24 protein-coding genes are annotated in these 25,427 nt (G+C 70.1%); 6 read left to right on the forward strand and 18 right to left on the reverse strand.

What is annotated here, in order from left to right:
* Both D7W79_RS14475 and D7W79_RS14480 read right to left on the reverse strand, forming a co-directional pair.
* A partial coding sequence (locus tag D7W79_RS14475; RefSeq protein WP_120525964.1) for a 5'-nucleotidase C-terminal domain-containing protein occupies positions 1-805 on the reverse strand: 805 nt, incomplete at its 3' end.
* Positions 805-3,906, reverse strand: coding sequence for a TonB-dependent receptor domain-containing protein (locus D7W79_RS14480; RefSeq protein ID WP_120525965.1), 3,102 nt, complete (start codon positions 3,904-3,906; stop codon positions 805-807). The genes D7W79_RS14475 and D7W79_RS14480, both read right to left, overlap by 1 nt.
* 112 nt (positions 3,907-4,018) lie before the next feature.
* On the opposite strand from D7W79_RS14480, the gene D7W79_RS14485 reads away from it, so the two are divergent.
* Complete coding sequence (locus D7W79_RS14485) at positions 4,019-5,578, forward strand: ChaN family lipoprotein (RefSeq protein WP_120525966.1); 1,560 nt, start codon at positions 4,019-4,021, stop codon at positions 5,576-5,578.
* A 62-nt stretch (positions 5,579-5,640) separates the two neighbouring features.
* Positions 5,641-6,321: a hypothetical protein gene (locus D7W79_RS14490; RefSeq protein ID WP_120525967.1), complete on the forward strand. Its 681-nt coding sequence runs from the start codon at positions 5,641-5,643 to the stop codon at positions 6,319-6,321.
* Between the two features lie 33 nt (positions 6,322-6,354).
* On the opposite strand, the gene D7W79_RS14495 is transcribed toward D7W79_RS14490, so the two are convergent.
* From D7W79_RS14495 to D7W79_RS14530, 8 genes are all read right to left on the reverse strand, one after another.
* A complete protein-coding gene (locus tag D7W79_RS14495) occupies positions 6,355-6,750 on the reverse strand; it encodes a LysM peptidoglycan-binding domain-containing protein (protein WP_120525968.1) in 396 nt (131 codons plus the stop codon).
* A 110-nt stretch (positions 6,751-6,860) separates the two neighbouring features.
* A complete protein-coding gene (locus tag D7W79_RS14500) occupies positions 6,861-7,823 on the reverse strand; it encodes a hypothetical protein (RefSeq protein WP_120525969.1) in 963 nt (320 codons plus the stop codon).
* Positions 7,824-7,833: 10 nt separating this feature from the next.
* A complete protein-coding gene (locus tag D7W79_RS14505; protein WP_120525970.1) occupies positions 7,834-8,760 on the reverse strand; it encodes a hypothetical protein in 927 nt (308 codons plus the stop codon).
* Positions 8,761-8,842: 82 nt separating this feature from the next.
* Entirely contained in the window at positions 8,843-9,226 is a 384-nt protein-coding gene (locus D7W79_RS14510; RefSeq protein ID WP_120525971.1) for a hypothetical protein, read from the reverse strand.
* Between the two features lie 127 nt (positions 9,227-9,353).
* Complete coding sequence (locus D7W79_RS14515; RefSeq protein WP_120525972.1) at positions 9,354-9,905, reverse strand: hypothetical protein; 552 nt, start codon at positions 9,903-9,905, stop codon at positions 9,354-9,356.
* Between the two features lie 91 nt (positions 9,906-9,996).
* On the reverse strand, positions 9,997-10,791 hold the full coding sequence (locus D7W79_RS14520) for a class I SAM-dependent methyltransferase (protein ID WP_120525973.1): 795 nt from the start codon (positions 10,789-10,791) through the stop codon (positions 9,997-9,999).
* The gene (locus D7W79_RS14525) at positions 10,781-11,557 is read right to left on the reverse strand and encodes an SDR family NAD(P)-dependent oxidoreductase (RefSeq protein ID WP_120525974.1); all 777 of its coding nucleotides are present in this window, start codon (positions 11,555-11,557) and stop codon (positions 10,781-10,783) included. The genes D7W79_RS14520 and D7W79_RS14525 overlap by 11 nt, the downstream gene beginning before the upstream one ends.
* 162 nt (positions 11,558-11,719) lie before the next feature.
* Positions 11,720-12,346, reverse strand: coding sequence for a TetR/AcrR family transcriptional regulator C-terminal domain-containing protein (locus D7W79_RS14530; RefSeq protein ID WP_120525975.1), 627 nt, complete (start codon positions 12,344-12,346; stop codon positions 11,720-11,722).
* Positions 12,347-12,437: 91 nt separating this feature from the next.
* On the opposite strand from D7W79_RS14530, the gene D7W79_RS14535 reads away from it, so the two are divergent.
* The gene (locus tag D7W79_RS14535; RefSeq protein WP_120525976.1) at positions 12,438-13,898 is read left to right on the forward strand and encodes an FAD-dependent monooxygenase; all 1,461 of its coding nucleotides are present in this window, start codon (positions 12,438-12,440) and stop codon (positions 13,896-13,898) included.
* Between the two features lie 126 nt (positions 13,899-14,024).
* Here the strand turns inward: D7W79_RS14535 and kce are convergent, their stop codons facing one another.
* Genes kce through kamD form a run of 5 tightly spaced genes read right to left on the reverse strand, consistent with a single transcriptional unit; the run spans position 14,025 to position 18,066 of the window.
* Positions 14,025-14,852: a 3-keto-5-aminohexanoate cleavage enzyme gene (kce, locus tag D7W79_RS14540; protein WP_120525977.1), complete on the reverse strand. Its 828-nt coding sequence runs from the start codon at positions 14,850-14,852 to the stop codon at positions 14,025-14,027.
* A complete protein-coding gene (kal, locus tag D7W79_RS14545) occupies positions 14,849-15,247 on the reverse strand; it encodes a 3-aminobutyryl-CoA ammonia lyase (RefSeq protein ID WP_208729733.1) in 399 nt (132 codons plus the stop codon). Before kal ends, kce begins: the two co-directional genes overlap by 4 nt.
* Positions 15,244-16,029 carry a lysine 5,6-aminomutase subunit beta gene (kamE, locus tag D7W79_RS14550; protein ID WP_120525978.1) on the reverse strand — a complete coding sequence of 262 codons (786 nt, stop codon included), beginning with the start codon at positions 16,027-16,029 and terminating at the stop codon, positions 15,244-15,246. Before kamE ends, kal begins: the two co-directional genes overlap by 4 nt.
* A 4-nt stretch (positions 16,030-16,033) precedes the next feature.
* A complete protein-coding gene (locus D7W79_RS14555; protein WP_120525979.1) occupies positions 16,034-16,519 on the reverse strand; it encodes a hypothetical protein in 486 nt (161 codons plus the stop codon).
* Complete coding sequence (gene kamD / locus D7W79_RS14560) at positions 16,516-18,066, reverse strand: lysine 5,6-aminomutase subunit alpha (protein ID WP_120525980.1); 1,551 nt, start codon at positions 18,064-18,066, stop codon at positions 16,516-16,518. The genes D7W79_RS14555 and kamD overlap by 4 nt, the downstream gene beginning before the upstream one ends.
* A 313-nt stretch (positions 18,067-18,379) precedes the next feature.
* Between kamD and D7W79_RS14565 the strand changes: the two genes are divergently transcribed.
* The 3 genes from D7W79_RS14565 to D7W79_RS14575 all read left to right on the forward strand — a co-directional run bounded on the left by D7W79_RS14565 (position 18,380) and on the right by D7W79_RS14575 (position 22,657).
* Entirely contained in the window at positions 18,380-19,924 is a 1,545-nt protein-coding gene (locus D7W79_RS14565; protein ID WP_120525981.1) for a catalase, read from the forward strand.
* Positions 19,925-20,029: 105 nt separating this feature from the next.
* Positions 20,030-20,647, forward strand: a complete 618-nt coding sequence (locus tag D7W79_RS14570; protein ID WP_120525982.1) for an ankyrin repeat domain-containing protein — start codon at positions 20,030-20,032, stop codon at positions 20,645-20,647.
* A 231-nt stretch (positions 20,648-20,878) separates the two neighbouring features.
* Positions 20,879-22,657, forward strand: coding sequence for a glycosyl hydrolase family 18 protein (locus tag D7W79_RS14575; protein ID WP_120525983.1), 1,779 nt, complete (start codon positions 20,879-20,881; stop codon positions 22,655-22,657).
* Here D7W79_RS14575 and kdd read toward each other — a convergent pair.
* The 3 genes from kdd to D7W79_RS14590 all read right to left on the reverse strand — a co-directional run.
* Entirely contained in the window at positions 22,654-23,679 is a 1,026-nt protein-coding gene (gene kdd, locus D7W79_RS14580; RefSeq protein WP_120525984.1) for an L-erythro-3,5-diaminohexanoate dehydrogenase, read from the reverse strand. The two genes, D7W79_RS14575 and kdd, sit on opposite strands and share 4 nt — an antisense overlap.
* A 12-nt stretch (positions 23,680-23,691) precedes the next feature.
* The gene (locus D7W79_RS14585) at positions 23,692-24,699 is read right to left on the reverse strand and encodes an alpha/beta hydrolase (RefSeq protein WP_120525985.1); all 1,008 of its coding nucleotides are present in this window, start codon (positions 24,697-24,699) and stop codon (positions 23,692-23,694) included.
* 34 nt (positions 24,700-24,733) lie between these two features.
* On the reverse strand, positions 24,734-25,427 hold a 694-nt coding region (locus tag D7W79_RS14590; RefSeq protein ID WP_244221775.1), incomplete at its 5' end, for a uracil-DNA glycosylase.

The raw sequence follows: 25,427 nt of genomic DNA on the forward strand, positions 1-25,427 counted from the left end.
GGGCACAGTTGTCGAAGACGATGCGCGGGGCTTCCTTCAGCGCCTGGACCGGGCTGGGGTAGGTGCTCTTCATGTACGCCGCCGCGATGTTGGCGTCCGTGCCGCCCAGCTTGCGCGCCGTCACCGGGTTGCGGTCCGGGTCCTGTCCCGCGTTGCCCAGGATGCTCCCGTAGCCGTCCCCTCCGTCCAGCACGAACGTGGACATCGCCACGCGGTAGCGGATGGACGCGTCGTCGCGCGCGGGGATGGCCACGGTGCGGCCCCTCACGCGCAGCTCCGTCACGCGCTGGCCCGCCGGACGCGCGCAGTCCACGCGCAGGGTGGTGCCGTCGGACACGTGGAGGAACGCGCCGGACGGCGACACGATGGCCTGCCCTTCCAGGGCCAGCGCCTCCACGGAGTGCTCGAACAGGGCCACGAGCTGCTTCTCCGTGAGGTCCACCGTCACGACGAGGTTCTCGAAGAGGATGACCTCGTGCAGGACGCCGTCGGTGAGCGGCCCCGTGCGCAGGGACGTGCGGGTGACGCACAGCCCTTCGTCGCGCAGCGAGCCGCCGTTGATGATGCCCAGCTCCGTGGGCTTCGCGGCGCCGTCCTCCGCGTGGAGGAACGCGTCCGCGGCCAGCTGCCCCAGCGCGTTGTTGTCGTGCCGGGTGAAGGCCGAGCCCAGCTGGACCTCCTCCCCCAGGTAGCCCACGACGGCGTCGGGGTCGTCCACCAGCGGGGCGCAGGAGTCGTTGTACGCGAGGCACCCGGGCAACAGCGCGAGGGCCGCGAGCGCGGCGGTGAGGTGGCGGCGGTCCATCAGTAGAAGGCCCTCAGGGTGAGGTAGCCGGACACGCCCTCGCGCGGCAGCAGGCCGGTGACGCGGTCCGGGCGGGGCACGTCGTCGCGCAGGTCGTGGTCGAAGAGGTTCTGCGCGAAGAGCGTCACCTCGAAGTGCTCCCAGATGGGCTCGGTGCGCAGCTGCGCGGTGATGAGGCTGTAGGCGGGGATCTCATAGCGGCGGATGAGCTCCAGCGTGGAGCGGTTGTTGTTGCGGCGCTCGGCGCCGGAGCGCACCACCACGTCCAGGTTCACCCAGTCCCCCAGCGGCATGGACACGCCCGCGTTGAAGCGCGCCTGGGGCACGTCCGTGAGCAGGCGGGACTGCTCCGGCAGCTCCAGGTCCTGCGCGCGCGACAGGCTGGCGTTCACCCACGCGGCGGCGCGCTTCGACGCCTCCAGACGCGCTTCGGCCTCCACGCCGTACACGCGCACGCCCAGCTCGCGGTTGCGCAGGGGGACGATGTTGCCGCTGGTGTCCACCGGGGTGATGGGCGAGGCGAAGTTCTGGAGGAAGGCGTTGGCGCGCACGCGCACGCGGCTTTCGCCCGCGGCCTGGACCAGGTCCATGCCCAGCTCGAAGGTGTCCACGGTGGTGGGCTTGAGGAGCGGGTTTCCCTCGAAGCGGCCCTGGTTGTAGTCGGTGTCGGGGATGCGCTCGACCAGCTCCTGCGGCGTGGGGGCGCGGAAGGCGCGGCCGTACAGCGCCTTGAGCACGAGCGCGTCCGACGCGGCGATGACCAGGCCCACGCGCGGGTTCACGCGCACCACCATCTTGCTGGCGTCGAGCGAGCCCGCCGCGTCCACGTCGGGCAGCTGCGTGGCGTCCAGGCGCAGGCCGAAGGTGAGCGTGAGCGCGGAGAGGACGGTCCACTGGTCCTGCGCGGAGAGGCCCAGGTTGAGGCGGCGGGAGGCCGCTCCTTGCGTGAGGTCCACGAGCCCTTCGGGGGCGGCGGGGCTGGGGCGCAGGCGGCCGTCGAGCGTGTAGTTCGTGGTGTAGTCGTAGCGGGACAGGGACTGCTGTTCGGCGACGAAGCCCAGCGTGAGGTGGTTCTCCTTCGCCAGCGCGAGGTCCGCGTCCACGGAGGCCGTCACGGTGCGCACGGTGACCTGGGTCTCCTCCTGGAGTCCGTCCGGGAAGAGGCGGTCCACGCCGTCGCCGGTGCGGAAGTCGTGGGGGGTGAGCTGGAAGAGGCGGTCGGTGGACTGCTGATCGAAGCCCAGCCGCGCGCGCAGCTGGCCGCCGTCGGAGAGGGGCCGCTCCCAGCTGAGGTCGGCGAGGAGCACGTTCCAGGACAGCTGCGAGTCATTGCCCACGGAGTCGAACAGGCCGACGAGGGCATCGCGCTTCTCGGAGAGGTAGCGCGCGGTGACGCCCACGCGGCCGGCGCTGTCCAGGCCGTAGGACACGCCTCCGCCCGCGTTCACGAGGAACCGTCCGTCGCGGGTGCGGCCCGCGGGCTCGTCCACGTCGCGCAGGCCCTGGTCCACGGCCTCGTCGTCGAGCGCGTCGTGGTCGATGACGAGCGAGTCCCCTTCCTGGCTCCAGAGGTCCAGGTCCGCGAACAGGCGCAGGTCGCCGGTGGAGTGCGCGGCGGACAGGTGGCCGTCGGTGGCGAGCGCGAGCCGGCCGTCGTCGCGGGGCACGCCACCGGTGGAGACGGCGCCGCGCACGCCGTCGGCCTGGTTGGTGACGAGGTTGACGACGCCCTGGAAGGCACCCGCGCCGTAGATGGCGGAGCCGGGGCCGCGGATGACCTCGATGCGCTCCAGGTTCTCCACCGGCAGGTTCATGAGCGCCTTGCCGTCGAAGAAGTTGTTGAGGCGGTGGCCGTCGAGGAGGAAGAGGACCTCCGCGTCGTTGCGCAGGCCCCGGATGGCGGTGCGGTGGAAGCCCTGCACGTCGCGGCTGACGGACACGCCCGGCACCACGTCCAGCACGTCCGCCACCGTGCGGGCCCCCAGCGCGATCATCTGCGAGCGGTTGAAGGAAGCGCCGATGGCCGGCACGGTGCGCACGGCCTCCTCCTGGAGCGTCGTCACCGCGAGCACGTCCTCCGCGCTGTAGAGCGCCAGGTCGTCGTCCAGGGCGGTGCGTGAGGAGGAGTCAGCGCGGGTGTCCGGTGGCAGGTCCGCGTTCAGCGCGGCCATCGCGTCGTCGGAGTTGGAGGCGCGGGAGGCTCCGGTGTCCTCACGGGCGGGCGTCCGCGAGCCCGTACCGTTCGCGCGAGTCGAAGTGCGCGGGTCGTCCGTTCGGGAGGCAGTGCGTGAGTCGGGCGCATCCGTCCGGCCCGAAGCACGCGCGTCCGTGCCGCTGGCGGTGCTCGAGATTCGTGAGTCGGGGGGCCCCACCCGATTCGAGGAGCGCGAGTCCGGACCCGTCGCGGTGCTCAAGGCGCGTGAGTCGGAGGTGCCTGTCCGGTTCGACGAGCGCGAGTCCGGACCCGTCGCGGTGCTCAAGGCGCGTGAGTCGGAGGTTCCTATCCGGTTCGACGGGCGCGGATCCGTACCGTTCGCGGTGCTCGATGCTCGCGAGTCGGAGGTCCCCGTCCTCGCAGGAGGCGGAGCCGAAACGCCACCGGCGTCATCGTCCTCCCCTCCCCCGGACGGCGGCGTGAAGGCATCGATGCTGGGCACGGACTTCGGATCCTCACGGCTTCCCTTGCGGCCCGGCGGCACCTTTGGCGGTGCGGGCTCCGGGGCCTGAGTCCCCACCATCACCCTCGCGGGCCGGAGCGCGGACATGAAGAGCGGCGTGCGCGACCCATCCGCCATCGCCGCCTCGACGAAGTACTCCACGCCAGGCGGCACCATGTGCTCCGCGGGGATCAGCGCGCGGTACAGGTCTCCGTACTGCAGCTCCATCGGGACCTGGACGTACGGGTCTCCCGGGCCGCGATAGCGAACGAAGAGCTCCAGCACCTTGCCGCCATCCACCAGCGTCGCATCCAGCTGGAGGGGCTGCCGGGCCTCCGCGCGCTGCGGCGGCGCGTGCAACAGCGCGGGCTCCTGCGCGTGGACGGGGGCCGCGACGAACATCACGGCACAGAGGATGAGCGTGCGAGGAAGAACGGTCTGCAAGATTGACGACGATGGTCCGTTGCAGGGCCATGCGAGTCAAGCAAGCCACCCGGCCACGCCCCGCTGATTTTTTGCCGCCCCCGCGAGCGCATGCGACGGTGCCTGTCGCTCCATGCGCGCGTCGCTTGCCCTTCACCTCGCCCTCTTCCGCCGCCAACGCGCCCAGATCGCCCGGGTGGTCGAAGGCCGCACCGAAGCCTTCCGCGCCTACGAGGCCCGCTACCGCCGGCGCACGAGCACCTACCAGCGCGTGGTTCCCCTGACCCACGTGCACCAGCGCATCGCGGCGTCGGACCTCGTCTACGTCGGCGACTACCACACGCTGCCGCTCGCCCAGCAGACCTACCTGGACCTCGTCGAGCGCGCCCTCGCCTCCGGGCGCCGCGTCGTGCTGGCGCTCGAGTGCGTGGAAGGCCGTCACCAGGCGGCCCTCGACGCGTACCTCGCGGGACGCCTGCCCGAGCGCACCCTCCTGTCGCGGCTGGGTCACGGCCCCACCCCGGGCTCCGGTCCCGGCGCCGGCATCCGCGCCGTGCTGGCCTTCGCGAAGCGCCTCAAGCTCCAGGTGGCCGCCATCGACCGGCGCGCCCAGGGAGAGCGCTCGCTCGCGCTGCGCGACGCCTTCGCCGCTGAACGCATCGCCCACGTGGCCCGCGCGGAGGACGTCCCGCTGGTGATGGTGCTGGTGGGCCAGTTCCACGCCGCGCCCTGCCACCTCCCCGCGCAGGTGGAGCGCGCGCTGGGGGAAGCGCATCCGCGCCGCGGGCTCGTCGTGTACCAGAACGCCGAAGGCCTCTGGTGGCGCCTCGCGCGTGAAGGCCGCCTGGGAAGCGCGGAGGCCGTGGAGCTGGCGGACGGCGCGCTGTGCCTGATGAACGCCTCGCCCGTCCTCTGCCAGCAGAGCTTCCTGGACTACCTGGAGGCCGAAGGCGACGACGCGCCCCTCCTGGATCGCAGCGCCGCGGAGCGCTTCCGCGACATGGCGGAGCTCATCGGCGGGCTCGCGGGCGTGTCCGTGGGCCGCGAGCTGGACTCGGTGGAGGTGACGACGGCGGCGGACGGCGACGTGCTCGCCCGCATCCGCCAGCGCGGCCGCTTCACCCAGGCGGAGCTGTCCCAGCTGCGCAAGCACATCCTGTCGCGCGAGAGCGGCTACATCCCGCGCGCGCGCACGGCCTACCTCGCGTCGCTGTCCCTCAACCACGCCGCGGAGGAGGCCGCCCACTTCGTGCGTCACTGCGCCGTAGGCGATGCCATGGATGCTCCGCGCGGCGCGTCCGAGGCCTTCTACGCGCGGTGTCTGGAAGAGGCCCTGGGCTTCTTCGGCTCCAAGCTGATCAACCCGCGCCGCACCTGCCCCAGCGTCACGGAGTGGGCCCGGCGCTTCGGCGAGGCCCGGGGCCTGGAGCGGCAGATCGCCGCCTTCGTCCTGGCCCACAAGGCCACGGAGTCCGAGGCCCCCGACGAGGCCGTGAAGCTCCTCCCCCTGCGCCGCGACCGCCTGTTCCACGGCGTCAGCCACGCGCTCGGCTACCTGTTGGGGGACAGCCTCTACCGCGCCTTCGACGCCGGTCAGGTGGACACCGCCGACATCCGCGCCCTCTTCCGGGATCCGCTCGTGGATCCGCGGGGCGCGTACCTCGCCTGGGCCGCGCGCCTGCGCGGGCTCTAAGCGCCCGTGGTGACGCTGACCCAGCTGAATCTAGCGGCGGCTTGCAGCTACCCTCCGGCGCCATGAACCCATCTTCTCGCCGTCTCACCGGCTTCGCGCCCGCACTCCTCCTGTCCCTCGCGGTGGGCCTCGTGCTGCCAGGGTGCTTCGCCGAACAGGGCGCCTGCGTCCATGGCTCGTCCATCTACTTCTGCAACGACGACACCGGGGACGAGTGCCGCGACTTCTGGTGCGATGGCTGGGACTACTGCGGCTACTTCGAGGGCGACTCGTGCGAGGACGTGGGCTTTCCGGAGGGCACGGTCTCCCTGGACACCTACTCCGAACCGAGGACGCCCGAGTGGAGCTGGGGCACGCCTTCCGGAGGCTCGGGTGGCAATGGCGGCGGCGGCAGCGGCAGCGGCGCGTGCGCCTACTACGAGTCGAGCCTGAACCGCGTGCTGTGTGATCAGCGCACGTCGGCCTCCAGCTGTTCGGGCAAGTGGATGGGCAGCGGCACCAATTGTTCCGGCCTCAAGTGCACCAGCGGCACGGACCCCTACAGCTGCACCGTGTCGGGTGGAAGCTCGGGCGGCACCTGCACGTCCACCTACCAGGGCCCCACCGGCGACGCGCAGGTCTATACCCAGTGCGCGTCCGTGTGGAACTACCGCTGCCAGCAGAAGAACGACAGCGCCGCGGACCAGAACTGCCTCGTCTACGACTCGCTCGAAGCCACGGTGGAGTGCCCGTACTGCCCTTGATGGACTGGCAGGACGGGCCTCCAGCGCCGCGGCTCAGGCCTTGTTGGCGATGGTCTTCGGCGGCAGCTTGAGGACCTGGCCCACCTTGATGTGGTCCGGGTCCTTGAGCTGATCCTTGTTGGCCTCGAAGATCTTCGTGTACAGCTTCATGTCCCCGTAGATGTCCCGGGCGAGCTTGCTGAGCGTGTCGCCGGACTTCACGGTGTAGACGCCGTAGGGCTCGGCGTGGGTCACGGTGAGCATGACCATGACCTCGTCGTTCCACTTCGGGTGCTTCGCCTTGATCTGATCCCACATGCGATCGCGGTCGAAGGCGTGGTCGACGGCGCCCTTGATGACGAGCTTGCCGTTCTCCTCGCGCGTTTCGATCTTCGCGCCCACGCTCTTCGCCACGTCCAGCACGTCCTGGTAGTCGTTCTGCAAGGCCATTCGCGTCCTCCTGCTCGTGAGGCCGCGAACTTAGGCACCCTCCTCGCGGACGATGCCGGACCGCCGCGAAGGGCCTGATCGAAGCTCAACAGTGCGACGGAAGGAGCTGTTCAGAGCACCACGTCCGCGCCGGGTTCCGGTTCGGCCTTCAGGGCCTCGGGCGGTGCGAAGGTGCCGTCCGGCCGCAGCTCGCGCAGGATCTCCTCGCGGCTCAGGCGCACCGCGCGGATGGTGCCGTCGGGCGACAGCGCGTAGACGCAGTCCTGGTCCGCCGCGCCGACGAAGAGGCCGCCCAGCGCGGGATAGAGCATCACCAGCGCGAGCTCCGTCTCCAGCGGTCCCGGGAAGAGCACGTGCGCGTGCGCGGAGAAGGGAGGCACCTCTCCGTCCGCGTCCGGCGCGACGGACACGGGGATGAGCCCCTGGTGCAGGGGCAGCTCCTGGAGCTGCTGGCGGCCGTCCTTGCTGAACTTGAAGCGGAAGTCGCCGCCCAGCAGGTACAGGTTCGAGTCGTCGAAGCCCTGGAGCACGTACACGGTGATGCCGTCGTCCTCCTCCACCACGACGGGGTTGAGCTGCTTGCGGCCATGCACCTGGAAGACGCGCTCGCAGGCGGTGCTCACCGCGCGGGCCAGGGCGTCCATGCCTTCGGGCAGGGACTCGACGGGGAAGTCCTCCATCTCGCCGGAGAACTCGATGGGCGCGCGGTACGCGTACGCGGGGACGAACGCGTTCTGCGTGTTGAAGCGGCCGAAGACTGCGTACCAGGCGTTGCCGCGCGGCACGGTGAAGAACCAGTTCATCCGCGTGCGGTCCAGATCCGGACGCGCGAGCAGCAGGTCCGTGGCGCGGATGGCGCCCTGCTCCGATTCGACGATGTACTGGGCGCGCTTCTGCACGCGCTGGAGCTCCGCGTCCGCCACCAGCACCACCGGGGACTCCGCCGTGTCCGGCGCGTCCACCGAAGCCTGCCGCGGCACCGTGGCCTGCGTCGCACTGGAGTGCGCGCGGCAGCCAGCGCTCAGGGCGACCAGCGCGACGAGGAGACCGCGAAGCATGAGGGCCTTTCGCATGGGGCGGGCCTCAGGGCTTCGCGTCCGTCTTGCCGGTAGCGGCGGTCTCAAGCGGCGCGAACGTGCCGTCCGGCCGGAGCTCACGCTGGACGTCGGCGGGCTCGCCGCCAATCACACGGATCGTCCCATCCGTCCGCAGGTTGTAGAGGGCGTCCACCCCCACGCTGCTCACGAAGACGCTTCCCATCGCCGGATAGAGCATCGTCAGCGCCAGCTCTGTCTCCAGGGGACCCTTGATCAACAGATGCTCATGCACGGAGGCCGCATGCTGGCGCTTTCCATCCAGTGACGAGCCGACCTCCACGGGAATGATGCCCTGGTGGAGCAGCGTCTCCTCCACCTTCCGTCGCCCGTCCTGGCTGAAGCGGAAGCGGATGTCGCCTCCCAGGAGGTAGACCTTCGGGTCGTTGAAGCCCTGGAGCACGTACACGGTGATGCCGCCGTCCTCCTCCACCACGACGGGGTTGAGCTGCCCGCGGCCATGCACCTCGGCGGTTCGCGTGGTGCTCGCACTGACGGCGCGTGCCACGGCATCGAGTCCCTCGGGCAGGGACTCCACGGGGAGGGCCTCCATCTGCTCCGAGAACTCGATGGGCGCGCGGTACGCGTACACCGGCACGAACGCCCCCTGCTCATCCACCTTGCCGAAGACGGAGTACCAGGCGTTGCCGCGTGGCACGGTGAAGAAGCAGTTGAGCTTTCCGTGGTCCAGGTCCGGCCGCTGCACCAGCAGGTCCGAAGCACTGATGGCCCCGCGCTCCGAGGTGGCGATGTAGCGGGCGCGCTTCTGCACGCGCAGCAGCTCTTCGTCGGGCACTCCCTGGTAGGAGGACGCGGCCTGGGGCGCGGCCGGCGTGGACGGGGCCTGCGTCGCGCTGGAGTGCGCGCGGCAGCCAGCGGTCAGGGCGACGACGGCGACGAGGAGGCTGCGAAGCATGGGGACTCCCGCGGACGAAAGGGCCCGGTCAGTCTGTGCCGACCAGGGCCCTCGCGTCACGTCCCCCATTCACGGCGGAACCTCAGGCGCCCTGCTGCGTGGGCGCCAACGCGGCCTTGATCTTCTCCTTCAGCGCCTTGCGGCGCTCCTTGAACTGCGCGCGCTGGGCCTCGTCGACCTGGCCGTTGGCGGCGGCGCGCGCGGCCTTCATCTCCTCGTGGAGCTGCCGGGCCTCCGACTTGAAGCCCTCGGCCTGGGCCTGCGTCAGGCGTCCTTCGGCGACCTGCTTGTCGAGCCGCTCCTGCATGCGGCCGAACTTGTGGCCCCCGCCGTGCTTGCCTCGGCGCCCCTCGCACTGGCCGGTCTGGTTGGCGGAGTCGGTCGGCGCGGCCGTCTGGGCGAGCACGGGCACGGCGAGGAGTAGCGTGGCGACGGCGGTACCGCGAAGCATGGACTTGAGCGACATGGTGTGTGGACTCCGGGTTCAGGTCAAAACGCGCCGGGAGCAGCCGTGCAGCCTGCTTCCCGTCGCGCTCTGACACTCAAAACCCCGGAGCCCGCCGAAGGTTAAATCCCCTCCGGGAGGCCGCCGGCTACTGGCAGTCCGCCATGCTGTAGTTGAAGTCCTGGCGCGGCGTGTGACCCGGGTCCTGGTTGATGGCCGCGATGCTCAGGTCCGTGTACGACACCGTCTGCGTTCCGCCGATGACCATCTGGGTGCGCTGCACGCGCGTGGTGGACAGCACCACCTTGCCCGTCGTGCCGTTGGGCTCGATGCGGAAGCAGTTCAGGATGCGCGGGTCGACCGTGGAGCGGTTGCACCGCGTGTACTGCCCCAGCACCACGCGCTGCTCGTAGGTGCAGCGGCAGTCCCACGGGTCGTAGGCCTCCGTCACCGTGGCCGCCTCGTAGCCCGTGGCCGTCTGGACCACCTCCAGGTAGCTGCCGTCCTGCGGCTGCGTGCAGCGCAGCACCGTGTCGCCCACCGCGCCCTGCTTCACCTCCGCCAGCGCGGGCTCCACCGCCACCGGGGCGCCCGCCTCGATGGCGTTCAGCGGATCCCGCGCGCCCGCACCCTCACAGCCCAGGCCCAGCACCGACACACCCATCAGCAACACAGCGGAGAGACGCAGGGACAGCTTCATGGACGACTCCTACGAAAAGGGGGATGTCCGGGTGGACCCGGACCCCGCTCCTGTAGGCTTTCGCGGCTCCTGAGCGCAACGCACTTCTGCGTCACGAACGCGACGCGGGCTTCAGCGCCCGGGTGGCCATGAAGGTGGACAGGAACGTGGAGAGCAGGTCCTTCGCCTCGTACTTGTCCTCGAAGAGGTGGGTGAGCACGAAGCCCGCGTCCAGCTGCCCGCCCAACTGGTCCTCCAGCGAGTGCCCCACGCACATGGGCTCATTCTTGTCGCTGTAGCGGCGGCGCTCCTCGTCCGTGAGGCTGGTGAAGTCGGAGTACGGCATGGGGTACTTCAGCCGCATCACGCCCTGCTCCTCCTCGGCCGGGTCGAAGAGGTAGCGCACCGGGTTGCAGAGGCCCGACAGGAGCACGCCTCCTGGACGCAGCACGCGGAAGGCCTCGCGCCACACCGACCGGATCTCCTCCGCGAAGCAGTTGGAGCATGGGTGGAAGATGAGGTCGAAGCTCTCGTCGGCGAACGCGGACAGGTCCCGCATGTCGCCCTCCACGTACTGGAGCGACAGGCCCTCGCGCTCGGCCACCTTCCGGTCCTGGGCCAGCTGCGCGGGCGAGTTGTCGAGCACGGTGACGCGTGCTCCCGCCGCCGCGAGCACCGGGCACTGCTGGCCGCCCGCGCTCGCCAGGCCCAGCACGTCCTTGCCCTTCAGGTCCCCGAACCACGCACGCGGCACGGGCTTCGTCGGGGTGAGCACCACGCTCCAGTCGCCCCGCCGCGCGGCGGCGATGACCTCCGGGGACACCGGCACCGTCCACCGGTTGCCCCGACCCACCTCGCCGTTCCACGCCTCGCGGTTGTACGTCCGCACGTCCAGCTCAGTCTTCATGCAGCACCCGTCCTTCCATGCCTCCGGCCACGGTGACGACCTCTCCCGTCACGTGCCCGGAGATGCGATCCGACGCGAGCGTCACCACGACGCGCGCCACGTCCTCCGGCTGCCCCACCTTGCGCAGCGGCATCGTCCGAGTGACGCGGCCGACGAACTCCGGGTCGACCAGCTTGGCGCGGTTGCGGTCCACTTCCGTCCAGCCCGGGCACACCACGTTCACGCGGCCCATGGGCGCGATGCGGTGCAGTTCGTTCTTCAGGCTCTTCACGAAGCCGGCCGCCAGCGCGCCCTTCGCCGCCGCGTAGTCCGTGTGGCCCGCTTCACCGAAGAGGCCCGCCGTGGAGCTGATGATGACGATGGTGCCCGTGCCCGTGGTCTCCACGTGGCGCAGGAACGCGCGGCAGCTCAGGAACACGCTGTCCAGGTTCTGCGCCAGCGTGCGGCGCCAGCGCTCCAGCGACATCTGCCACAGCGGCTCGTCGGGCGCGGGATACACTCCGGTGTTGCACACGAGCACGTCCAGCCGGCCCAGGTCCTTCACCGCATGGGGCACCAGCGCGTCCACGTCCGCCTCCACCGTGAGGTCCGCGCGAACAGCCGTGCCGCCCACCTCGCGCGCGAGCGCCGCCGCCTTCTCCTGGCTGCGGTGGTAGTGCACCGCCACCTTCGCGCCCTCGCCCGCGAACGCGCGCACCAGCGCCGAACCGATGCCGCCCGCGCCGCCCGTTACCAGCACACCCTTGCCTTGCAGTCCCGTGTCCATCGCTTCGCGACTCCCCGTGGGCTCCCGTCAGGCCGGGAGGAATGCGCGGCATGATGCCCGAGCCGTCCCGGGTGGACAGCCGGATGAACAGGCGGTGTCCGCGGGTGCGCTGCGTGCCGGGCAGCGGGACGAAATGCGCTCCGGACTCCTGACAGCGCCGCGCTATGGCGGGGACAGCCGCGCGCGGATGCCCGCCACGAGCAGGTCGAGCCCGAAGGCGAAGCGCCGGTCGAAGTCGCGGTCCAGGATGGCGTCCACCGCGCCGGCCGCGTGGGGATAGCGCGCCGAGGCGAGCTGACGCAGCGCCCCTTCCCGCTCCTTCGCTTCGGCGTCCTGCGCGGTGAAGCCCTGCTCCTCAATGGTGAAGCCCAGCACGTAGTCGAGCACGGTGAACGCCGCCCAGCCCGCCGCCTGCGCGTCCAACCCCGCCCGCGTCAGCGCGCCGATGACGGTGTCGGCGACGCGCAGCGTGTGCTCGGACACCACGAGGGTGCCGGCGTAGACACGGGCGCCATCCCGGTGGGACAGGAACGCGCGCCGCAGCTCCTGCGCCACGGAGCGCACCACCGGCTCCCACGGCGAGTCCGCCGTCAGCGTCCGCGCCACGTCCTGCACCAGCGTGTCCGCCATCGCGTCCAGCAGGGCCTGCTTGCCCGGGAAGTGCCAGTACAGCGACGGCGCCTGGATGGAGAGCGCCTTCGCCAGGACGCGCATCGTGAGGCCCTCCAGGCCGTGCTCGTCCAGCAGCGTCCACGCCGCCGCCACCACCTGCTCCCGCTGGATTCGCATGCCCGCTCTGGCCCTCGCTGGCTTGACAAACTAACAACGTTAGTCGATCCCTAACAACGTTAGTTTGACGCCTTCGGGCGGGAGGTCGGTCATGGCGGAGGTCCTCGATGTGGCGGTGGTGGGAGGAGGTCCCACCGGGCTGTGGCTCGCGTGCGAGCTGGCGCTGGCGGGTGTCCGGGTGGAGGTGTTCGAGCGGCGCGCGGAGGCCGTGCGCGAGTCCCGGGCGCTGACGCTGCATCCACGTTCGCTGGAGGTGCTGGCGCTTCGTGGGCTGGAGAAGCGGTTCCTGGAGAGGGGCCGGCCGCTGCCCACCGGGCACTTCGCGATGCTCGACACGCGCCTGGATTTCAGCGTCCTGGACACGCGCTTCCCCTACACGCTGTTCCTCCCGCAGGCGGTGACGGAGGCCCTGCTGGAAGCGCGAGCGACGGAGCTGGGCGTGGCCGTGCGGCGCGGCCACACCGTGGAGGCACTTCGCCAGGACGGCGAAGGCGTGGACCTGGAGGGCTCCACGGACGCGGGCCCCTTCCGGATCCGGGCACGCTTCGTGGTGGGCGCGGACGGAGCGCGGAGCGCGGTGCGGAGGCTCGCGGGCATTCCGTTCCCGGGGACGGACGTGACGCGCACGGCGATGCTGGGGGATGTGACGCTGGGCGCACCGCCGGCCCAACCGGCCGTCGGCATCGCGAACGAGCGGGGCGGCGTGATGGTGGTGCCCATGGCCCCGGGCGTCCACCGCATCGTCGTGAATGATCCGCTCCGGGAGAAGGCGCCGGTGCGCGAGCCTGTCACGCTGGAGGAACTGCGGGAGAGCACGCTGCGCATCGCGGGTACGGACTTCGGCATGCGGGAGCCGCGCTGGCTGTCGCGCTTCGGCAACGAGACGCGGCTCGCGGAGCGCTATCGCGAGGGGCGCGTGCTGCTGGCTGGCGATGCCGCGCACATGCACTTCCCAGCAGGAGGCCAGGGGCTCAACGTCGGTCTGCAGGACGCGATGAACCTGGGATGGAAGCTGGCGGCGGTGGTGAAGGACGGTGCGCCGGAGGCACTGCTCGACAGCTACTCGCGAGAGCGCCGCCCCGTGGGGGAGGCGCTGATCCACAACACGCTGGCGCAGACCGCGCTCATGGGCGCCACGCAGGAGACGCTGGCCCTGCGCGCGATGATGAGCGACCTGCTTCGTGAGCCCCGGCTGAACCGCCAGCTCGCGAACAACATCGGTGCGCTCGACGTGGGCTACGCGCCGCTGGACGTGCCCGCGCCGGAGGTGACGTTGCTCCCGGAGTGGAGCGGCCGGCGCCTGAGCGACGCGGAGCTTCCGATGCGGGAGGGCGCGGACATGCGGCTCTACGCGGCGCTGCATCCAGGCCGGTGGTTGTTACTGGACCTGGGAGAGGGCGACTCACGCCCCCTGCCCCGCTGGGAGCCCGGCTGGTCCTCCCAGGTGACGACGCTGCGCGCACGGGGCCCTACAGGACGCAGGGACCTCGAAGGCGTGGGCGGGATGCTGGTGCGCCCGGATGGTCATGTCGGCTGGGCCTGGGCCGCCTGAGCAGCCCCGTCGCGCCACCCGTTCGGGCACCGTGGAGCGAAGCCTCCCGGTGGCCCACGCGAGGCGGGCACTCCTGAAACACGAAGGCCCGGGGCGTCGTCCGCTCCCGGGCCCTCGCGTGAAGCCTCAGCCCAGGCGCAAGAGCTGCCGGGCCTGCTCGGGGGTCGCGAGCTCACGGCCGGCGGCACGGGCGCGCTTCGCGGCCTCCGCCACCAGCTCGTAGTTGCCCTTCGCGAGCACGCCCTTGGACAGGTAGATGTTGTCCTCCAGGCCCACGCGCGCGTTACCGCCGCGCTTCGCGGCCTCGTCCACGAACGGGAGCTGCTGGCGCCCCACGCCCGCCACCGTCCAGGAGCTTCCCTCCGGCAGCGCTGCGATCATGAAGTCCAGCACCTCCGGCCGCGCCTGGAGCGTGCCCGGCACGCCCAGCACGAAGTCGAAGTGCGCCGGCAGCTCCACCAGGCCCTCCTTCGCCAGGTAGCGCGCCTCGTCGATCATCCCGACGTCGAAGCACTCCAGCTCCGGCTTGAGGCCGATGCTCTTGATGCGCTTCGCGATGTCGCGCACCAGCGGACGGGGATTCCAGAACACCTCTTCCCCGAAGTTCACCGTGCCCGTCGTGAGCGTGGCCATGTCCGGCTTGTCCGCGCCCGTGAGCGTCAGCCCGCCGCACCGCTCGTCCACGTCCATGCCCACCGCGCCGCCCGTGGACACCTGGACGAGCACGTCCGTGCGCTTGCGGATGGCGCGGATGGCCGCGCGGAACAGCTCCGCGTCCTGCGACGGCTTGCCCTCCGCCGTGCGCACGTGGATGTGCACCATCGCCGCGCCAGCCTCGCGGCACTTCGCCGCGTCTTCAGCAATCTCCTCCGCGGTGATGGGCAGGTACGGCGTCTGCTCGCGCGTCGTCTCCGCGCCCACCAACGCTGCAGTAAGGACCATGGGCTTGCTCATCGCTGCCCCCGCTGCTTGTCCTTCGGGACCACGCAGGTGCCGGAAGCGCGGCAGACGACCACCGCCTCCGGCAGCACGTCCGCCGCTGAGTCGTTCACGTCCGGCCGGGGCCGGATGACCTTGCGGGCCTCGAAGCGCATCTTCCGCGACGTGTTGCCCGCGGAGATGATCTCCCCTTCCGCCTCGATGAAGTCGCCCGCGTACACCGGGGCCAGGAACTCCACGGAGTCGTAGGCGCGAAACAGCCCCTCGTCCCCGTCCGAGCGGATGCACAGCTCCGTGGCCACGTCCCCGAACAGACCGAGCATCCGCGCCCCGTCCACCAGGTTGCCGCCGTAGTGCGCGTCATGGCTGCCCATGCGCAGCCGCAGTACCGCCTTCGTGCCAGTGCTCACGTGGGTTCCCCCTGGTAGTGGGCGTCCGCGGACTCCGTGCCCTCTTTCTTCATCACCGCGTGCACGATGTAGTTCGCCACGTCGGACGGCTTGGTGCCCGGCCCGAAGCCCGCGTCGAAGCCCAGCTCCAGCGCCAGCTTGTGGTCCACGCGCGGCCCGCCCAACAGGAGCAGCGTCTTGCCGTGGATGCCCGCCGCCTTCGCCGCGTCGATGAACTGGCGCGAGTTGTCCTTGTGCACGTCGCGCTGCGTGACGACCTGCGAGACGAGGATGGCGTCCGCGTGCTTCGCGGTGGCCTTCTTGATGAGGTCCTCGTTGGGCACCTGGCTGCCCAGGTTGTACGCCTCGAAGCCGGGGTAGCGCTCCAGGCCGTAGTCGCCCGCGTAGCCCTTCATGTTCAGGATGGCGTCAATGCCCACCGTGTGCGTGTCCGTGCCCGTGCACGCGCCGAAGACGACGATGCGGCGGCGCACCTTCTCCTTGATGAGCGCGTTGAGGTCGTCGAACCCCATCTTGCGCACCACCACCTCCGGCACGTCGATCTCCGCGTAGTCCAGCGTCACGTTGGAGCGGGCGTAGACGACGAAGAACGTGTACTGGTCCGCCGCGCGCTCGGCGGCGGCCACCTTCACGTCCGTGAAGCCCATCTTCTTCGTGAACTGGGCGGCGGCCTCCTTGGCCTTCTCCGACAGCGGCACCGGCAGCGTGAACGACAGCTGCACCATGCCGTCGTCGCGACGGTCGCCGTAGGGGCGGATGATCTGCTTGCTCGGCTTCACCATCGAACTACCCCTTCTTGTTCTTGGGCGGCGTGAAAGACACGCTGGTGCCCACCTTCTCGGCCACCTGCGCGAAACGGTCCTTCTTGCCCTGCTCCATGTAGAAGACCACCGACCACGTCGTCTTCCCGTTGCATCCCACGTACGTCACCGTGTCCACGTTGCCGCTGCCGTCCGGCGCCGCGTCCGTGTCCGTCTTCGTGGCCGCTGGCTGGCCGCCCACCTTCAGCATGGTCCAGCCCTCGCCACCGATGTTCGCGAGGATCTTCGTGCGGCACAGCTCCGCCTTCATGCCCGCGGTCTGCACCGTGCCCACGTCCACCAGGAAGTACGCGTCACCGGAGGGCGCCAGGAACTTCTCCGTGCCGTCCATGTTGGAGCGCGTCCACGCCGCCGGCGCCTTCATCGCGATGTTCTTCACCGTGACGCTGCTCAACGCATCCGCGCTGCCGCCCGCGGCCATCATCACAGCCACGAAAGTACCCAGGATCATGACGCCTCCAGCATTTCCAGGAACGGGTTGAAGTAATCCGGCGCCTTCTCCAGCACGCCATCCAGGCCCTTGCCACCGGTCTCCTCGCGCTTCACGTCGCCGAAGCGCCCCTTGCCGATGGCGGCCACCATGCCCTCGGAGTGGCACTCGCGCAGCAGCTCCTCCGCCTTGGCGAACACCTCGCGCGCGCGGTTGGCGATCTTCCCGTCCTCGCGGACGGTGAACTCCTCGTCGATGCCCCGCGCCGCGCGGTGGATGTACGACGCGGACTTGAGCGCCACGTACCGGTCCGCGAGCAGCGGCGTGTGCATGGCCTCCGTCATCATGCCCAGCAGCTGGATGCCCTGCCGCGTCCAGATGGCCACCAGGTCCGCCATCACGTCGTACGCGTGGCTGAAGAAGATGTCCGTCTCCTTGTGCTTCGTGGGCGGCATGTACTTGAGCGGCGCGTCCGGGAAGCAGCGGCGCACGAGCATCGCCTGCGACAGCTCCAGCAGGAGCGTGTCCTCGCGATACGGGTCGATTTCGTACGAGTGCCCGATGCCCAGCTGCCAGTCCTTGAGGCCCGCGCGCTTGGCGAAGCACTCGTTGATGAACTGGCTGGCGATGACGGTGTGGGCCGCGTCGTAGGCGTCCGCGGTGGTGATGTAGTTGTCCTCGCCGGTGTTGATGATGATGCCGGCCAGGGCGCAGATGCGGCGGCTGAAGTACTGGTCGATGAACGTCCGCCGCATGTTGATGTCGCGGAAGAGGATGCCGTACATCGCGTCGTTGAGGAGCATGTCCAGCTTCTCGTACGCCGCGCAGAAGGCGATCTCCGACATGCACAGGCCGGACGAGTAGTTGGTGAGCTGGATGTAGCGCTTGAGCTTGCGGCTCTCGTCGTCCAGGGCCTCGCGCATCACGCGGAAGTTCTCCTGGGTGGCGTAGGTGCCGCCGTAGCCCTCCGTCGTCGCGCCGTGGGGCACGTAGTCCAGGAGCGACTGCGCCGTGGAGCGGATGACCGCGATGACGTCCGCGCCCGCCTGCGCCGCCGCTCTCGCCTGGTCCACGTCGTCGTAGATGTTGCCGGTGGCGACGATGACGTACTTGTGCGGCGCGGGGGACATGGGGAACTGCTCGCGCAGGGCGTTGCGCTGGGCGATGCGGGCCTTGAGCTCCGTCATCGCCGCGCGGGCCTCCTCGCGCACGGCGTCGCGCAGGTTGGCTTCCATCTCCGGTGACAGCGGGCCCATCTTGTCCGTGGGCAGCGCGGTGAGGCGCTCCACGGCGTCCAGCGGACTGCTGGCGCCCAGCTGCAGCGCGCGGCCATACCAGTAGGCGGCGCCCCGGTTGAGCACTCCGGCGGACTTCAGCTTGTCCACCATGAGGTTGGCCAGGGGTACGCCCCGGGCACCCGCGCCGGAGATGCCAAAGAAGCGCAACACGGTGCGCTCATTGGAGACAGTGGTGTTGCGTTGGATGAGGTCGAAGATCGGATTGACGATCTCGTCCGCCAGCTTGCGCGCCTCTGCAATCCGCGCGTCGTCGATAAACGGGCCTGACATGCGCGCACCCTACCCGAGCGCAGCGTCCTTCGGCTCAAGAACGCGGCCCCCCGCACCACCAGCAAACGATGCCGCACCGCGCCTCTCGAATGGCGAGACGCATCAAGCGAACGCCGCCGCACCGAAACTTCGTTGCGCATTCGAACACCGACAAGCCGGTGGTCGATGCCACCGCCGTTTCGGTTGCTCCACCGAATGGACGGTGAAGGCACCCAAGCCATTGCTCTCAACCTCTTGAAATCACATGAGACGGAGGGGCGGCATGGGGCGTGCTCTGGGGGTGTCCGGTCCCCCGTAACCCCCAGGAGTCCCCTTGAACCGACGCTCGTTGATGCTCGCGGTCCTGCTGTCCGGTGCTCCCGTCCTCGCGGCGGGCAACCCTCCTCCCATCACCACCGACTCGGGCGCGCCGCTGGGCACGAACCAGAGCTCCAAGACGGCCGGCCCGCGGGGCGGCATCCTCCTGGAGGACTTCGCCCTCATCGAGAAGCTCGCGCGCTTCGACCGTGAGCGCATCCCGGAGCGCGTGGTGCACGCGCGCGGCGTCGGCGCCTATGGCTCCTTCGAGAGCTACGGCGACTTCTCCCACCTCACGCGCGCGTCCGTCTTCTCCCAGAAGGGCAAGAAGACGCCGATGTTCGTGCGCTTCTCCACGGTCATCCATCCCAGCGGCTCGCCGGAGACGCTGCGCGACCCTCGCGGCTTCGCGCTGAAGTTCTTCACGGACGAAGGCAACTGGGACCTGGTCGGCAACAACCTGCCCGTCTTCTTCATCCGCGACGCCATGAAGTTCCCGGACATGGTGCACTCGCTGAAGCCGTCCCCGGTCACCAACCGGCAGGACCCGGGCCGCTACTTCGACTTCTTCAGCCACCAGCCCGAGTCCACGCACATGATCACCCAGCTCTATTCGGACCTGGGCATCCCGGCGAACTACCGGCAGATGGACGGCAACGGCGTGCACGCCTTCAAGTTCGTCAACGCCAAGGGCCAGGTGAAGTACGTCAAGTTCAACTGGAAGTCGCAGCAGGGCGTGAAGGGCCTCACCGCCGAGGAGGCCACGAAGCTGGGCGGCGAGGACTTCCAGCACGCCACGCACGACCTCTACACGAACATCCAGGCCGGGAAGTTCCCCTCGTGGGAGCTGAGCGTGCAGGTGCTGGACCCGAAGGACCTGGACAGCTTCGCGTTCGATCCGCTGGACGCCACCAAGGAGTGGCCCAAGGACAAGCTGCCCCCGGTGAAGCTGGGGAAGTTCACCCTCAACAAGATGCCGGACAACTTCTTCGAGGAGACGGAGCAGTCCGCCTTCTCCCCGGGCGTGATGCCGCCGGGCATCGAGCCGTCCGAGGACCGGCTGCTGCAGGGCCGCCTCTTCTCCTACGCGGACACGCAGCGCTACCGCCTGGGCGCCAACTACCTGTCGCTGCCGGTGAACCGCGCGCGCGCCGCAGTGAACAACAACAGTCAGGCCGGCGCGATGAACAGCGGCAACACGAAGTCGGACGTGAACTACGAGCCCAGCGTCACGCGCGAGACGTCGGACACGCCCTCGGCCCTCTTCTCCAACGCGCCGCTGACGGGCACCACGCAGCAGCGTCCCATCGAGAAGACGGACAACTTCTCGCAGGCGGGCGCCTTCTGGGCCTCGCTCGACGCGGCCGCCAAGGAGCGGCTCATCCAGAACCTGGCCGGCGACCTGGGCCAGGTGCGCGACGCGAAGGTCAAGGCGCGCATGGTGGGCCACTTCTACGCGGCCAACACGGACTACGGCACGCGCCTGGCCAAGGCCGTGAACGTGAAGCTGGACGACGCGAAGGCCACCCTCGCGCCGCTGGCCACGCGCGACCAGCCGTGACGTGACGCCCAGGGCCGCCGGTGACGCCACGGTGGCCCCGCTGCCTTCCCCCCCTTTGCCCGCCCCGCGTCCCCACATGGACGCGGGGCCCCTGGAGACGCCCTCATGGTTCGCAAGCTGCTGCTCGGTTCGCTGGGTCTGGTGATGCTGGTGTGCACGGTGCTGACCGCCGCGTGGATGTCCCTGCGCGCCCCGGCGACGCCCACTGGACGGCTGCTCGCCACCAGTGATGCGGAGCGCTACCTGCTCGCCGCCGCGCGCGAGGGCGAGACGGACATCGTCGAGGGGCTCGTCAAGGCCGGCACGCCCGTGGAGGCCCGCGACACCCGGGGCTTCTCCCCCCTCATCCTGGCCGCCTACTACGGCCACACGGGGACGGTGAAGGCGCTGCTCGCCGCCGGAGCGGACGCGTGCGCGGGCGACAGCCGGGGCAACACCGCCCTCATGGGCGCCGCCTTCAAGGGCTACGCGGACGTGGTGAAGCTCTTGAGCGCCCAGCCCTGCGCGGTGGACCAGACCAACCGCCTGGGCCAGACGGCCCTGATGTTCGCCGTCCTCTTCGGCCGCACGGAGGTCGCCGACCAGTTGCGCCACCAGGGCGCCTCCCCCGCCGTGCGCGACGCCAGCGGCCGCTCCGCCAACGACTGGGCCCGGACCCAGACGCCGGAGGTACCGGTCGCTCCCGCGCAGGTCCCGGAAGCCCCTACCGCGCAGGCGCGCTGAGGCCCGGCACCCGATGACCGGCCCGTGCCTGCCGGCAGCCCCTCGCACCAGCCGTTCTCAGGGGGCCGGTTTCCCATCCGCTGAGGTTTTGTGATTCCCTGGCAGAATGGGATTAGTCGGTTTAATACACGAATTCCAATTCATACAAAATTGCCACATTTTTCCAACTGCCCTTGACTCCGAGTGTGGGGTTGACCGCATAACATCCCGCGTCCTTCCAGGAGTGCAGGGATGAACAGCCATCGGGCAATACCAGTGCGTGGGTGGGTCGGCCTGGCCCTCGCGGTGATGTTGAGCGGTTGCGACTTTGGCGGCGGGCCGGACGCGAAGCCTCCGCCGCTCACACCTCCAGAAGCGCCGAAGCAGGTCGTCGCCCAGGCCGGAGATGCCTCCGCGCTGGTGACGTGGACCGTGCCTCCCGCGGATGGCGGCAGCCCGCTGCTCTACTACGTCGTGCGCTGCGTGCCCGAGTGCGGCGGCGCGCTGGTGAAGGTGCCCGATACGCAGGCCATGGTGCTGGGCCTGAACAACGGCTTCACCTACGTCTTCAAGGTCTCCGCGGTGAACGCGATGGGCGAAGGCCAGGCCTCCGTGGAGACGGACCTGGTGACGCCGCAGGCGGGCATGAGCATCCCGAACCCCACGGTGCCGGGACAGCCTCGCTCCGTGGTGCCCACCGCGGGCAACGGCCAGGCGTACGTGAGCTGGTTGGCGCCCTCGAGCTACGGCGGCCGGCCGCTGTCGTACTTCAAGGTCATGGCGGAGCCGGGCGGCCGCGTGCAGCGAGTGGACGCGCCGGCGTCGGGCACGCTCATCGAGAACCTGGACAACGGCACCGCGTACACGTTCACCGTCTGCGCGGCCAACGAGATGGGCGAAGGCCCCTGCTCGCGCCAGACGGCCCAGGTGACGCCGCGTCCGGGCGGCGCGCCCGCGAACTGGGTGATGGGCTACTGGGTGGGCTACCAGCGCGACCTGTACCCGGTGGACTCCGTGGACATGTCGCTGCTCACGCACGTGGTGGTGGGCCGCATCCGCCCGCGCATCGACGGCACGCTCTACACCGACTTCGACGTGGACGCCGTGGAGGGCCCGAAGATGGCCCGGGCGCTGGCGCACAGGGCGCACGCGGCGGGCAAGAAGGCGCTGCTGATGCTGGGCGGCATGGGCGAGTACGACGGCTTCAAGGGCGCGACGGAGACGCTGGAGAAGCGCCGCAACTTCGTGCGCAACATCATCACCACGATGCGCGAGCTCCAGTTCGACGGCGTGGACGTGGACTGGGAGCCCATCCTCCTGCCGCAGGACAGCGCGCCGCTGCTGGCGCTGCTGGACGACCTGCGCGCCGCGGACGAGAACATCCTCATCACGGTGCCCGTGGGCTGGGTGAACTCCAACTTCGCGCTGGGCAAGGTGGACGCGGAGTTCCACCGGCAGCTCGCGGCCCGCGTCGACCAGATGAACGTGATGGCCTACAAGATGAGCGGCCACTGGGGACAGTGGGAGAGCTGGCACTCCAGCGCGCTCTTCGGGGAGAGCGGCGGACACCCCAGCTCCGTCGCCAGCTCCGTGCAGGCGTTCCTGGACGCGGGCGTGCCCCCGCAGCGGCTGGGCGTGGGCGTGGGCTTCTTCGGCACCTGCTGGAAGGGCATCACGGAGCCGGGCACCCCGCTGGACGGGCGCGACGGCATCGTGGAGGAGCAGAGCGACAACGCGATGAGCTACGCCAACATCCAGTCGCTCTATTACTCGCCGGAGGCGTACCGCTGGGACGACGTCGCCAAGGCGCCCTACCTCTCCTTCCCCACCGCGTACGGCCCGCAGTCCTGCAACTACATCTCCTACGAGGACGTCGCGTCCGTGTCGGAGAAGGGCCGCTGGGCCCGGGAGAAGGGCCTGGGCGGCAGCATCATCTGGACCATCAACCAGGGCCACCTGCCCAGGACCCTGGCGGGCGGCTCCCAGGATCCGCTGATGCAGGCCGTGCACACGGCCTTCCTCAAGCCCTAGATGTAGCGGGCCTCGAAGAGCTGCCGCAGCGCCGGTTCGGTGCGCAGCAGCTCCAGCGTGAGGGTGGCGTGGCCGGGCACGTAGCCGTTGCCCACGAGCATGGTGACGTCCTTGCCCACGCCCTCCGCGCCCAGGGCCGCCGTGGTGAAGCTGGTGGCCATGGAGAAGAAGATGACCGTGCCGCCGTCCTTCACGGACAACAGCGACGCCATCTCCGTGTTGCCCACGCTGGCGCAGTTGACGACCAGGTCGCAGAGCTGACCGCCCGTCACCTTCTGCACCGCCTCCATCACGTCCACGCCCTGGGTGGCGTCCACCTTCAGGGCTTCGTCGCACAGGCCGATGGCGGACAGCGCGTCCAGCGCCTTCTGGGAGATGTCCAGCGCCAGCAGCTTGCCCCGGCTCTCCAGGCTGCGGCGGGCCTGCGCCAGGCACAGCGCCCCGCTCTTGCCCGCGCCCAGCACCGCCACGGTCATGCCCGGGCGCACGTGGCGCGCCACCAGCGCGGGCGCGCCGCACACGTCCAGCGCCGCCAGCGACAGCGTGTCCGGCATGTCCGAAGGGAGCTTCGCGTAGATGCCGCTCGCGAAGAGCAGCGCGTGGCCGCGGATGTCCACGCGGTCGATGTCCGCGTGCACCGCCTTCACCTCTTCGATGACGAGCGGCGTGAGCGTCAGGCTCACCAGCGTGGCGATGCGGTCCCCGGGCTTGAGCACGCCGTTCGCGGGGTGCTTCGCGCCCAGCTCCTTCACGCGGCCAATGAGCATTCCGCCCGAGCCGGTGACGGGGTTCTGCATCTTGCCGCGCTCGCGCACGATGTCCTGGATGCGCCCCGCGATGCGCGCGGGGTCGCCGCCCACGTCGTCCTTGATCTGCTTGAAGGACGCGGCGTCGATGTTGAGGCTCTCCACGTCGATGAGCAGCTCCGCCTCGCGGCACGGCAGCGAGGGGTCCAGCTTGCGCGCGCGCTGCGGCAGCACGCCCTTCTCACCGACGACGCGCGACAGTCCGTACGTATCCATGCTCCCCCCTTATCAGTCCGCCGCCAGCAGCGGCACCAGCACCGACAGCGAGCGCTCGAAGCGGTACGACACACCCGAGTGCCCGTCCTCGAACTCCTCGTGCACCACGGTCACGCCGCCGGCCTTGAGGTCGTCCGCCACCATGCGCGTGCCCCAGCGCAGGTTGAACTCGTCGCGGGTGCCGGCGTCCAGGTAGACCGTCTTGAGCTTGCGGAACGAGTCCAGGAACTTGGGCACGAAGCGCACGGGGTCGTGCACCAGCCACCGGTTCCACACGTCCAGGCGCAGCTTCGCGTTGTGCTGCTCGAAGGGCAGCTCCAGGTTGAGCGGCTCGCCCTTCTTGGGTGAGTACGCCGCCGCCATCGCCAGGATGTTGATGACCGGGAAGTCGTCGCCGCGCACCTTGGTGTCCCGCGCGCGCTGACGCAGCTCCGTCACCCACGTGTCCACGCCGCCGGCCTTCATCAGCGCGGTGGCCGCCTTGGGCAGGTCCGGCAGGTACGAGTACTCGAAGTAGGAATCCGGCGCGTGCGCGCCCACCAGGGAGAACACCTCCGGGTGGTAGCGGCCCATCACCAGCGCGCCGTAGCCGCCGGAGCTGTGGCCCACCACCGCGCGCGACGCGGCCTTGGGCAGCGTGCGGAAGGTCTTGTCCACGAAGCCGACCACGTCCTTGATCAGGTAGTCGCGGTAGCGGCCGATGGCGTCGCTGTTCACCCACTGGCTGCCGCCCAGCTTCGTCCACGCGTCCGGGAAGACGCCGATGACGGGAGGAATGGTGCCGGCTTCGATGAGCGCGTCCAGGCGGTCCGGCACGGAGGGAGAGAAGCCGGACGCGTTCGTCCAGGAGCCGCCGCCGTTGCCGAAGGCGTGCAGGAAGTAGACGACCGGGTAGCGCTGCGTGCCCGCCGCGTAGCCCGGCGGCAGGTACACGGTGAGCCGGCGGCGGGCCGGGTCTCCCAGCGGGTTGTTCTCCAGCGCGGGGGACTGCACTTCGCGCGTCTCGAGCACGCCCTTCATCAGTGCCTCTCCTGGTCGCGGTGCGCCGCGCGGTCTATGCGCTGGAGCCCGGGTGCTTGCCGAAAAGCTTCATCACCTGCTGCAGGTCCTCCCACGCCTTGCGCTTCTCCGCGCTGTTGCGCAGGAGGTACGCGGGGTGGAAGGTGGGCATGAGCTGGATGCCCTCGTATTCGCGCCACTGGCCCCGCATGCGGGTGATGGGGGTGGTGTCCCTGAGGAGCGTCTGCGCCGCGAACTTGCCCAGCGCGACGATGACCTTCGGCTGGATGGCCAGCAACTGCGAGCGCAGGAAGGGCTCGCACGCGGCGATCTCATCCGGCTCCGGGTTGCGGTTGCCGGGCGGGCGGCACTTCACGACGTTGGCGATGTAGACGTCGTTTCGGGTGAAGCCCATGGCGCTGATCATCTTGGTGAGCAGGTCGCCCGCGGCGCCCACGAAGGGCACGCCCTGGAGGTCCTCGTTCTCACCCGGGCCCTCGCCCACGAACACCAGGTCCGCGCGCGGGTTGCCGGAGCCGAACACGATGTTCTTGCGGCCCGTGCACAGCTTGCAGCGCCGGCAGTCGCCCAGCTCGCGGCGGATCTGATCCAGCGTGGGGCGCTCGCCCTCCACGACGCCGGGCAGCGCGCCGTTGTAGCGAGGCGTCGACTTCGGCACGTCCAGCAGCATCCCCGGGGCCGGCGGCGGCGCGGCGCGGGAGGCCGGAGCGTCGGAGGCCAGCGGGCGC

The organism is Corallococcus exercitus (genome assembly GCF_003611585.1).
GTDB lineage: Bacteria > Myxococcota > Myxococcia > Myxococcales > Myxococcaceae > Corallococcus > Corallococcus exercitus.

Bases quoted from the DNA above. Each gene is read 5' to 3' on its own strand.
- kdd (WP_120525984.1), bottom strand. From the start codon at position 23,679: ATGGATACGTACGGACTGTCGCGCGTCGTCGGTGAGAAGGGCGTGCTG.
- kamD (WP_120525980.1), bottom strand. From the start codon at position 18,066: ATGTCAGGCCCGTTTATCGACGACGCGCGGATTGCAGAGGCGCGCAAG.
- D7W79_RS14555 (WP_120525979.1), bottom strand. From the start codon at position 16,519: ATGATCCTGGGTACTTTCGTGGCTGTGATGATGGCCGCGGGCGGCAGC.
- D7W79_RS14570 (WP_120525982.1), top strand. From the start codon at position 20,030: ATGGTTCGCAAGCTGCTGCTCGGTTCGCTGGGTCTGGTGATGCTGGTG.
- kce (WP_120525977.1), bottom strand. From the start codon at position 14,852: ATGAGCAAGCCCATGGTCCTTACTGCAGCGTTGGTGGGCGCGGAGACG.
- D7W79_RS14520 (WP_120525973.1), bottom strand. From the start codon at position 10,791: ATGAAGACTGAGCTGGACGTGCGGACGTACAACCGCGAGGCGTGGAAC.
- D7W79_RS14510 (WP_120525971.1), bottom strand. From the start codon at position 9,226: ATGTCGCTCAAGTCCATGCTTCGCGGTACCGCCGTCGCCACGCTACTC.
- kamE (WP_120525978.1), bottom strand. From the start codon at position 16,029: ATGGTGAAGCCGAGCAAGCAGATCATCCGCCCCTACGGCGACCGTCGC.
- D7W79_RS14500 (WP_120525969.1), bottom strand. From the start codon at position 7,823: ATGCGAAAGGCCCTCATGCTTCGCGGTCTCCTCGTCGCGCTGGTCGCC.
- D7W79_RS14485 (WP_120525966.1), top strand. From the start codon at position 4,019: ATGCGCGCGTCGCTTGCCCTTCACCTCGCCCTCTTCCGCCGCCAACGC.
- D7W79_RS14505 (WP_120525970.1), bottom strand. From the start codon at position 8,760: ATGCTTCGCAGCCTCCTCGTCGCCGTCGTCGCCCTGACCGCTGGCTGC.
- D7W79_RS14530 (WP_120525975.1), bottom strand. From the start codon at position 12,346: ATGCGAATCCAGCGGGAGCAGGTGGTGGCGGCGGCGTGGACGCTGCTG.
- D7W79_RS14575 (WP_120525983.1), top strand. From the start codon at position 20,879: ATGAACAGCCATCGGGCAATACCAGTGCGTGGGTGGGTCGGCCTGGCC.
- D7W79_RS14535 (WP_120525976.1), top strand. From the start codon at position 12,438: ATGGCGGAGGTCCTCGATGTGGCGGTGGTGGGAGGAGGTCCCACCGGG.
- D7W79_RS14490 (WP_120525967.1), top strand. From the start codon at position 5,641: ATGAACCCATCTTCTCGCCGTCTCACCGGCTTCGCGCCCGCACTCCTC.
- D7W79_RS14515 (WP_120525972.1), bottom strand. From the start codon at position 9,905: ATGAAGCTGTCCCTGCGTCTCTCCGCTGTGTTGCTGATGGGTGTGTCG.
- D7W79_RS14585 (WP_120525985.1), bottom strand. From the start codon at position 24,699: ATGAAGGGCGTGCTCGAGACGCGCGAAGTGCAGTCCCCCGCGCTGGAG.
- D7W79_RS14525 (WP_120525974.1), bottom strand. From the start codon at position 11,557: ATGGACACGGGACTGCAAGGCAAGGGTGTGCTGGTAACGGGCGGCGCG.
- D7W79_RS14495 (WP_120525968.1), bottom strand. From the start codon at position 6,750: ATGGCCTTGCAGAACGACTACCAGGACGTGCTGGACGTGGCGAAGAGC.